This is a genomic window from Nitratireductor sp. ZSWI3 (assembly GCF_024655565.1).
Taxonomy (GTDB): Bacteria; Pseudomonadota; Alphaproteobacteria; order Rhizobiales; family Rhizobiaceae; genus Nitratireductor.
Genome location: NZ_JANKOF010000050.1, coordinates 24,808 through 34,232, shown reverse-complemented (window position 1 = coordinate 34,232; position 9,425 = coordinate 24,808). Strand labels below are relative to the sequence as shown.

Below are 9,425 nucleotides of genomic sequence, written 5' to 3'. Positions count from 1 at the left end.
TGCCCGGAAAATCCGCAGGCAAGCGTGAGGCCCGGAATCGTGGCGACCGGGGAGATCACAGGCAGCGAGTCCGGGGTGACGTCGATCATGCCGGCCCAGGTCTCGCTGACGATGACATCCCTGAAGACGGGCCAGGCGCTCGCAAGATTGGAGAGAGCCTCCGCATTGAGCCCATCATCGACGGGCGGGTCCATGGTGCGAACCTTCTCGAAAGGCGACCGCTTGTTTCCGCTCCAGCGGCGGGCAAGAGCGAGGTCTTTCAGGAAATCGCGGCTCAATGAAATCCGCAGGTTCTTCCATTGCGTGCGCAGCGTCGAGAGATAGCGGTGGCCGATCAGCAGGTGGTCCAGCATCAGAGGGGCAAACAGGGCGCCGCGCTGGGTGATCGTGTATCCGCCGTCATGGCGCTTGCGGAACGAAAAATCCGGTGCGCCGACGGCGATCTCCGTGGGACCGTCCACAGGGGCCGTTCGCAGTACCGAGGCGACCAGCGGCAGGGCGGGCAGCGATACCCCGAGATTGCCGAGAAAACGCCGCGACCATACACCACCAGCCAGCAGAACCCGCTCGCAGCGGATTTCGCCGCGCTCGGTGACGACGCCGCAGACCCGGCCAGCGGCCATTGACAGGGTTCGCACGGCGCAGCCCTCGACGATCACCGCACCGTTTGCAATGGCGGCGCGGGCGATTGCGCTGGAGGCGAGGGTGGGCTCCGCCCGGCCGTCGGATGGCGTGTGGATTCCGCCGGCCCAATCGCCTGTACCGCCGGGAACCAGCCGGTCTATCTCCGCCGGGCTGAGCAGGCGCGAATCCAGGGACAGATCCTGGACCGATTTCAGCCAGTCGCGGTGAGCTGCCATCTCGGCTTCCGACCGCGCGACGTACATGATGCCCGCTTGGCGATAGCCGACATCGGCGCCGACGCGTTCTGGCATCGCGCGCCATAGCCGGTCTGACGCGAGAGACAGGGGCACATCGGCTTTTCCGCGCCCCATTTTCCGGATCCAGCCAAGGTTTCGGGAGGACTGTTCCCCCGCGATGCGGCCCTTTTCCAGCACCGTCACGGGCATCCCGCGCTCGGCAAGCGAGAGCGCGGCGGTCAGTCCGACAATGCCTCCTCCGATCACGACGACGGTCGTCGATGGGGGAAGGTCGGGAGAGGTCTGGACGGGTTGGATAACGGGAGCCACGGGCTCTTATCCTTGGGCTGTGGAGTGGTTCACCACCGAGGGGAACTGCTCGCCGCTGTGGCGATCGGTGAACTGCTTTAGAGAGCGATCGCCATTTCCCGGACGACCGAGACAAGCCTTGAATAGCTGCCGTGCTCCTCGTGCTTCGAGCCAGTCTTGAGTTTGATGACGTTGGTCACGCTGCGGAATCCTTTCGGAAGGGGAGAGACAGATTTGGGTGGCCGTGCCGCGATGGGCTTGCAGCGCGTCAGCGTAGTGCAGGCTCGTCCCAGAGATTGAGCTTGGTGCCGATGCCCTGTTCCAGCGCGTTTCGGTAGACCACGGTGCCCCAGGCGACGTCCTCGACCGGCATGCCGCCTACGGACAGGATAACGATCTCATCATCGTCGCGGCGGCCGGGAGCGTCGCCTGCCACGATCTTGCCGAGATCCTCCAACTGGTCACGAGAGACCCTTCCCTCGGCGGTCAGGTCGAGGAAGCGTACGCCGACAGCGGGAACCCATCTGTGGGCTGGCTTCGGATTCTCCTCATACCAGGCATCGTAGAGGCCAGTATTGTCGAGGACCTTGCGTATTTCAGGGGCTTCCATACCCTCATCGATGTTGCACAGCGCGGGCATGGAGAGGAACGTCCCGGGCCGCACCCATTCGCGCTTCACCGTCGGATAGGTAGATGGGTCGCCGGTCGCGCCGGAACCGCAGAAGGTGACGATGTCGCAGTCCCGGACGACCGCCTCGACGCTTTCCACCACTTCGACGCTGGTGATCTGCGGATAGGTCTCCCCCAGCCAGGCGAGGAAAGTGTCGAGGTTTTCTCGGCCACGTCCCTTGACCTTGACTGTATCGATCTTGGGGCAGACCGCCATGAAGGCCGAAAGCGAGGTCTTCCCCATAACGCCCGGCCCCAGGATACCTACCACTCTGGAATCGCGACGCGCCAGATGGCGCGCGCCCACCCCCGGCACCGCACCCGTCCTGTAGGCGGAGAGCAGGTTGGCCGACATGAAGGCGAGCGGCGCGCCGCTGTCAGCGTCGTTGAGCACGAACGTGAGGATGGAGCGCGGCAGTCCCTTGGTGCGGTTCTCGATGTTGGAGCCGTACCACTTCATACCCGCGGTGCGGAAACGCCCGCCCAGATAGGCCGGCATGGCCATGAAGCGACGGTCGGCCGTCGGTTTGGGCATGTCGGGAAAGGGCGAGTTCTCGGGAAACAGAACAATCGCGCCGTGCGAATTATTGTTTGCGCCCGCCATGCGATAATCGCCGTGATACAAAAGCCGGAACATCTCCTCCATCGTGTCGACGCAGGCCGCCATGTCGGTGACGCCGGCGCGGATCATGTCGGGTTCGGAGAGGTAGATGAAGTCGATTTTCTGGGAGATCATTTCAATTGGCATCTTTCGCAACGATGGAACGAAGGGTGCCGGTGCAGACGATGTAGGTAAATTGCAGAGATGGATGAAGCCTTTGCAAAATCGGCCAATGCGAGGGCTTTTCGTTCAAGCCAGAGCGCCAGCTGCCTGCGTAGGCCCGTTTCGGCTGTGCCAGACGTGGCAGGGCGGAGCAGCCTCGCAAATGTCTCGGGTCCGCTGTGAAAGCAAAGCGAATGGCTGTTGCAAACTGATGGATTTTACAAAAAACTACAAACTTGCTAAAGAAAATTATTGCAAATGCGTGGGAACGTTCTTGTGGTCGATGCCGATTATCCACATCGCACGAGCTCGACGAAGGGTGGAAGCGCGACAATTCGTTCTCTCTTCCTGGCAGCCCTCTTCAATGCCTTGCCCGGCAGGGAAGTGGAGCTCGATGGGTTGTTGCACGAGCATGGTGTTCTCGGATCGCAGGTGAGCAATCCGTACGAACGGCTTCCGTTGCATCGGTATGTGTCGCTGGTTGAGAGCGCTGCGATGAAGTTTGCGCGCCCCTTCCTTGGGTTGGAGATGGGCGTAAAATTCGGCTTGGCGGACTTGGGACCATTTCACGCGCTTCTGACCTCATCGGGAGATTTGCGCGACGCGCTGGCTACCTTCTCCCGCTTCCAGAGCCGCTGGCAAACACAGACGCTCTTCTCCGTGGAGCGGTTGGCGGATGCGACGAGCTACAGCTACCGGATAGACGATCCCGCCATCTGGCCCCGCCGCCAGGATGCGGAATTCACCATTGCTGGATTGATGACGCTGGTTAAGCAGCTCACGACTGCGAAGTGGTCGCCCGTCGAGGTTCATTTCGAGCACTCCGTGGCCAACCGGGAGAAGCACCTCCGCAATTTCTTCCGGGCGCCGGTGCTGGGCAGCCAGCCCTCCAACAGACTCGTCATCCTGAACGAGGACCTGGACAGGCCATTCTCCCGATCCGATCGTTCCGGGGACGACAGGCTGAAGACCATTCTGGAAACGCACCTGCTCCACCTGATGCCGCCCGATCCCGTCATCCGCAAGAGCGTGGCGAAGCGAACGGCGGAAATCATTGCGCGGCGTCTTGGACAGTCTTCGATCGACTGCAACGTCGTTGCCTCGGACCTCAAGATGTCCGTGCGCTCCCTGCGCCGACGGTTGGTGGAAGAGGGCACATCGTTCCGGCGCGTGCTTCAGGAAACGAGGCAGGCAAGAGCGGAGGCGATGCTCGAGGACACCGAAGTGCCGCTGGCGGCTGCCGCAAAGGTTCTCGGTTATTCCGACACCGCGACGTTCTCGCGGGCTTTCAAGCAATGGACCGGTGCCGCGCCTCGGCACTACGGCAGGAAGGAATTGTAGGCGGGCGCTTCGTCCGGCCCGCATGGGTTTTTCGGCTCTCACCTTGTCGCCGGGATACCGTCGATGAGCTTCTCGGGCCACACCGATCATATTCGCCGGCCGTGAATGCTCGCGGCCAGGCATCCGAGGCGGCGATGACGGTCGTCGGTCCCATTTTCTTGGCTACCAGTGCCGCCTCGGCCTGAGGCTCCGCGCTGATCGCTGCACCTAGCTAGCTTGCGAACCGCCCCTTTATGCGACCGCGGCGCCGTCCCCTGACATGGATGATTCGATCAGTTCGGACGTCTTTCGATAGTGGGCGGCCAGCAGTTCGGCGGCTTCGTCACTGCGTCGCGCGAGGGTCGCGTCCATGATCTCGCGATGCTCCCTGGGGATGTCGCGGCTGGTGGCCGGGTTCTCTCCAGTAAGTGTGGGAAGCCGATAGCGCTGAGTTTCGGTATAAAGTTGGTTCGCCAAGTCGATCAGCCTGCGCGAGCCGCAATAGGCAATGAGCGCGTGGTGAAATTCCTTGTGACGGCTTTCGAGGGCCGCCACGTCGTCGCTGCTCAACTCTCCGGCGCGTCGTTCCATTCTGCGCACCTGAAGGTCGAGCGCGTGAAATGTGGACACGATCGCGGCTTCCCAGTCGTCGTCGCCGTTTCTGATCGAGCGTTTGAGAGCCTCGCACTCGATCAGTATGCGTGTTTCCGTGGCGTCCCACATCTCTTCGATAGAAACGGGGGCAACCGAAAACCCGCGTAGCGCCGCTGTGACTACCAGACGCTCCATCTGAAGGCGGTTGAGCGCTTCCCTCAGCGGCGAGAAGCTCAGGCCGTAGCGCTGCTTAAGCAGTTCCAGGCGCAATGGCTGTCCGGGCGTGAAGACGTTGTGCACAATGTCCTCCCGTAGTCGGCGATAGGCCACCTCGGCGAGCGTCTCTGCTCCGTTCTGGGCGGCCGAGATTGTGCCGCTCTTCGGTTGACCCACATTTCCTGTGCGCACCTTGAGTGTCTCCTAATGGCTTCCTCGAATTGATTTACATCAGATCGGCGGTAATCGCAAAGACGTATTGCTTTCGAAAATATCGCATGTCATATAACATCCATCCACACGCAGGAGGGTTTTATGACAAAGGCAAGGGAGAACTACCGCGAGGATGTTGCCGGGCGCGCGAATGTCGAGGACACCCCTGAACTCCTGGCGTACTACAGCGACCTGGAGCGTCTCGATGCGGGCGCTCTCTGGACCGTCGCCAACAAGATCGAGCCATGGCAACCGAAGTCCTCCTCGGTTCCTGTCCTATGGCGGTACCAGGACCTCCGAACCCACGTACTGCGCTCTGTCGACCTCGTCACGCCTGAAAAGGCTGGCCGCCGTGTGATCTACCTGAACAACCCGGGTCGCCAAGATGTAGCGGCAGCCGTCGGCTGGCTTTATTCGGGGCTCCAGGTGATGCATCCGGGCGAGGTCGCGTCCGCGCACCGGCATTCGGCCTCGGCGCTCCGCTTCATAATGGAAGGCTCCGGCGCCTACACCGTCGTCGATGGCCACAAGATGACACTCAATGCCAATGACTTCGTGCTGACGCCGAACGGTACCTGGCACGAGCACGGCGTGGAGGAAAACGGCAGGCCCTGCATCTGGCAGGACGGTCTCGATATTCCGCTGGTCAATGCGCTCGAAGCCAATTTCTACGAAGTGCATCCGGATCTGCGGCAGGCGGTCGGCTACGCAGTCGACGATATGACCAAGACCTGGGGCAATCCGGGCCTGACACCGGGAGGCGGAGCCTGGGACAAGGGTTACTCCCCGCTCTTCAAGTACGAGTGGGGGCGCACCTACGAGGCGCTGAAGCGCTACGCCGATGCGACCGAGGGTTCGCCCTATGACGGCGTCCTGATGGAGTATATCAACCCGGTCAATTCCGGACCCGTCATGCAGACCATTGGCGCCAGCATGCAAATGTTGAGGCCGGGCGAGAAGACGAAGGCACACCGTCACACCGGCAGCTATCTCTACCAGGTGGCCAAGGGCAAGGGTTACTCGATCATCGGCGGCAAGCGCTTTGACTGGCAGGAACGCGACATTTTCTGCGTGCCCTCCTGGGCCTGGCATGAGCACGCCAACCTGTCCGAGACAGACGATGCCTGCCTTTTCTGTTTCAACGACCTTCCGGTAATGCGCTCGCTCGGTCTCTACCGGGAAGAGGCGCTGGCCGACAATGGTGGTCACCAACCACAAGACTGATCAAGGACACATCTGAATGCGACTGGTTACCTACAGGGCCTCGGTCGAGGCGCCCGCGCGACTTGGCGTCATCGAGGGTGAGAGCGTTATCGACGTGGAAGCGCTCGGCATCGCCATTGGCAAGGACTTTCCCGCCTCCATGCTGGAGCTGATCGATCTCGGCCCGGACGGTTTTGCGGCATTGGAGCGGCTTCTGGACGAAGCGCGCGGAGCATGGCCGGTGCGTACTACCGTGCCGCTCGCCAATGTGCGCTTGCTGGCCCCCATCCCGCGGCCGCGCAAGAACATTTTTGGCATCGGGCTCAACTATGTGGAGCATGTGGAAGAATCGAGCCGCACGCTCGACACCTCAAAGGATCTGCCCAAGGAGCCGGTCATCTTCAGCAAGCCGCCCATGGCGGTGATCGGGCCGGATGATGCCATCGAGCACAACGCCTCGATCACGCAGCAACTCGACTGGGAAGTGGAACTCGCCGCCATCATCGGGCGCAAGGCCACAAAGGTCAGCGAAGAAGATGCTCTGTCCTACGTGTTCGGCTACAGCGTGATGATCGATATCAGTGCGCGCGACAATCGCCGCGCCGGCCAGTGGATCTACTCCAAGGGGCAGGACAGCTTCGCGCCATTCGGCCCCTGCATCGTCACCGCTGACGAGGTCGGGGATCCGCACAATCTGGACCTCTGGCTCACTGTCAATGGTGAGCGCAAGCAGGGATCGAACACTAAGCACATGCTGTTCAAGATCCCGACACTGATCTCCGACATCTCGGCCGCCATCACGCTCGATCCCGGCGACATCATCGCCACCGGCACGCCGGAAGGCGTCGGTGCGGGCCGCGATCCGCAGGAATGGCTTTGGCCTGGCGATGTGGTGGAAGCCTGCGTCGAGGGTATCGGCACGATCCGCCACCCGGTGGTGGCTGTTGGCAATGATTTCTCGCGTCAGCGCAAGGGCGGCTGATCCGGCTTCGCGGGCGCATCCAAGGGAGGAGAATTTGGCGATGGAACTTAAGGGCAAGGCAATGCGGGTCGGTCTTCTGGCCACCGCGCTTGGAACAACCATGGTAGCGCATGCGGCGGCGGAGGCGCTGCGCATCGGCTTCATCACCACCCTGTCGACGCCGGCCGGCTATATTGGCGAGGACATTCGTGACGCCTTCACGCTGGCCATCGGTGAAGACGGTAGACTGGGCAATACCCCTGTGGTGCTCGAAGTCGAGGATGACGGCCTCAAGCCGGCCAACGCCAAGCAGTCGGCCGACCGGCTGGTGCAGTCGGGCGTCAAACTCTTCACCGGAGTGAACTTTTCCAATGTGCTCGCGGCTGTGCAGCCTACGGTCATGAAGTCCGGCGGCTTCTATGTCAGCGTCAATCCTGGCCCGTCCGTCTTCGCCGGCGCCAAGTGCAATCCGAACTATTTTGTCGCCTCCTACCAGAACGACGCCTTCCACGAGGCGGCGGGCTTGGCGGCCAACAAACTCGGTTACGAGAAAGTCGTAATCCTTGCGCCCAACTATCAGGCAGGACGCGACGCGCTGAACGGCTTCAAGCGCACCTATGAGGGCGAGGTGGTGGAGGAGATCTACACCAAGCTCAACCAGACCGACTTCTCCGTTGAACTGGCGCGCATCCGTTCGGCCGCGCCCGATGCCATCTACCAGTTCCATCCCGGCGGTGCAGGCATCAACTTCGCCAAGCAATATGACAATGCCGGCCTCAAGGAGAGCGTGCCTATGCTGGTCCCGGCCTTCTCGCTGGACGCTCAGATGGTCAAGGCGACCGGGGATGCGGCTGAGGGTGTCTACGCCTCGGCACTCTGGACAACGGAGTTCGACAACGACGCGTCGCGCGATTTCGTCAAGCGTTTCGAGGAAGCCTATGGCCGCACGCCCACCATGTATGCCGAGCAGGCCTATGACACCGCCAACCTTATCGCCGCGGCTCTCGATGCGGTCGACGGCGACATAGAGGATGCCGATGCGTTCCGCGCTGAGCTCGCCAAGGCCGATTTCAAGCCGATCCGCGATCCGTTCACCTTCGGTCCGAACCAGCACCCGATCCAGAACTACTATCTGACGCGTTTCGAGAAGAATGCCGATGGCGAAATCGTCCAGACAGTGGTGGAGCGCATCGCCGAGAACCACCAGGACGCCTACGCGAAGGATTGTAAGATGGACTGACGGACGCAGCATGACAGGTCCGGAGATCACGCGATCTTCGGCTTGCGCCGATGAGCGACCGGGAGCGTCGGGCGTGAATTGGACAAAGCGTTTGCGTTCCGCCTCGAAACAATCGGAGCGAATTGCCCTTCGACACCAGACCGGGAGCATCGGAGCGAGATGATCCTCTTCATCGAACAGTTGCTGAACGGCCTTCAGTACGGGGCGTTTCTCTTCCTGCTCGCCTCTGGCCTGACTCTCGTGTTCGGCATCATGGGCGTGATCAATCTCACCCACGGCACGTTCTACATGATCGGCGCTTATTGCGGCGCGCTCACCGTCGCGTTGACCGGCTCATTTTTCATGGGCCTCCTGGCAGCCATGGCGGGTGCGGGGCTCTACGGCCTGCTCGTGGAAAGCGCCGTCGTGCGATGGCTCTACAATCGCGACCACCTCTACCAGGTGCTGGCGACTCTCGGCCTGATCCTGTTCACCAACGAGGCGGTGACGCTGATCGTTGGCCGCGCGCCGATCTTCATGAACATTCCGGATTTTCTCAGTGGTTCGGTAACCCTCTTTCCGGGCCTCGCCTATCCGCTCATGCGGTTGGCGCTGATCGTCGTCGGCCTCGCCGTGGCCCTGTTCCTCTGGCTGCTCGTCAATCACACGCGCTTCGGCATGCTAGTGCGCGCCGGCGCAGACGACCGGCAGATGGTGGACGCTCTCGGCGTCAATATGCGTTGGCTCTACATGAGCGTGTTTGGCCTCGGCGCGGTGTTGTGCGGCCTTGCCGGCGTCATGGCCGCACCGCTGCTTGCTGTCGAGATCGCCATGGGCGAGCGCATTCTCATCACCACCTTCGTCGTCATCGTCATTGGCGGCGTGGGCTCCATCCGCGGAGCGCTCGTCGGGGCCATGCTGGTCGGCATGGTCGACAGTCTCGGCCGGGCCTACGTGCCGCAGATCCTCACTGCGCTGCTGCCCTACTCGGTGGCCGACACACTGGCTGCCGGCCTCGTTTCGGCGAGCATCTACGTGCTGATGGCGTTCGTTCTTCTCGTTAGGCCCTATGGCCTCTTTCCCGCCCGGAGCTGAGCC

At 61.9% G+C, this 9,425-nt stretch carries 8 protein-coding genes; 5 read left to right on the top strand and 3 right to left on the bottom strand.

The genetic code is table 11. From position 1 onward, the window contains the following. Both NUU27_RS15480 and NUU27_RS15475 read right to left on the bottom strand, forming a co-directional pair. A partial coding sequence (locus NUU27_RS15480; RefSeq protein ID WP_257763025.1) for an FAD-binding oxidoreductase occupies positions 1-1,127 on the bottom strand: 1,127 nt, incomplete at its 3' end. 310 nt (positions 1,128-1,437) lie between these two features. After that, on the bottom strand, positions 1,438-2,574 hold the full coding sequence (locus NUU27_RS15475) for a tyramine oxidase subunit B (protein WP_257763024.1): 1,137 nt from the start codon (positions 2,572-2,574) through the stop codon (positions 1,438-1,440). 303 nt (positions 2,575-2,877) lie between these two features. On the opposite strand from NUU27_RS15475, the gene NUU27_RS15470 reads away from it, so the two are divergent. After that, a complete protein-coding gene (locus tag NUU27_RS15470; RefSeq protein WP_257763023.1) occupies positions 2,878-3,942 on the top strand; it encodes an AraC family transcriptional regulator in 1,065 nt (354 codons plus the stop codon). A gap of 231 nt (positions 3,943-4,173) precedes the next feature. Here the strand turns inward: NUU27_RS15470 and NUU27_RS15465 are convergent, their stop codons facing one another. Next, on the bottom strand, positions 4,174-4,923 hold the full coding sequence (locus NUU27_RS15465; RefSeq protein ID WP_257763022.1) for a GntR family transcriptional regulator: 750 nt from the start codon (positions 4,921-4,923) through the stop codon (positions 4,174-4,176). Positions 4,924-5,046: 123 nt separating this feature from the next. Here NUU27_RS15465 and NUU27_RS15460 point away from each other — a divergent pair, with 123 nt between their 5' ends. The 4 genes from NUU27_RS15460 to NUU27_RS15445 all read left to right on the top strand — a co-directional run bounded on the left by NUU27_RS15460 (position 5,047) and on the right by NUU27_RS15445 (position 9,422). Beyond that, a complete protein-coding gene (locus NUU27_RS15460) occupies positions 5,047-6,168 on the top strand; it encodes a cupin domain-containing protein (RefSeq protein ID WP_257763021.1) in 1,122 nt (373 codons plus the stop codon). Between the two features lie 16 nt (positions 6,169-6,184). Beyond that, the gene (locus NUU27_RS15455) at positions 6,185-7,129 is read left to right on the top strand and encodes a fumarylacetoacetate hydrolase family protein (RefSeq protein ID WP_257763020.1); all 945 of its coding nucleotides are present in this window, start codon (positions 6,185-6,187) and stop codon (positions 7,127-7,129) included. 40 nt (positions 7,130-7,169) lie between these two features. Beyond that, on the top strand, positions 7,170-8,348 hold the full coding sequence (locus tag NUU27_RS15450) for an ABC transporter substrate-binding protein (protein WP_257763019.1): 1,179 nt from the start codon (positions 7,170-7,172) through the stop codon (positions 8,346-8,348). A 159-nt stretch (positions 8,349-8,507) separates the two neighbouring features. Then, positions 8,508-9,422 carry a branched-chain amino acid ABC transporter permease gene (locus NUU27_RS15445; RefSeq protein WP_257763018.1) on the top strand — a complete coding sequence of 305 codons (915 nt, stop codon included), beginning with the start codon at positions 8,508-8,510 and terminating at the stop codon, positions 9,420-9,422. Positions 9,423-9,425: the final 3 nt, after the last annotated feature.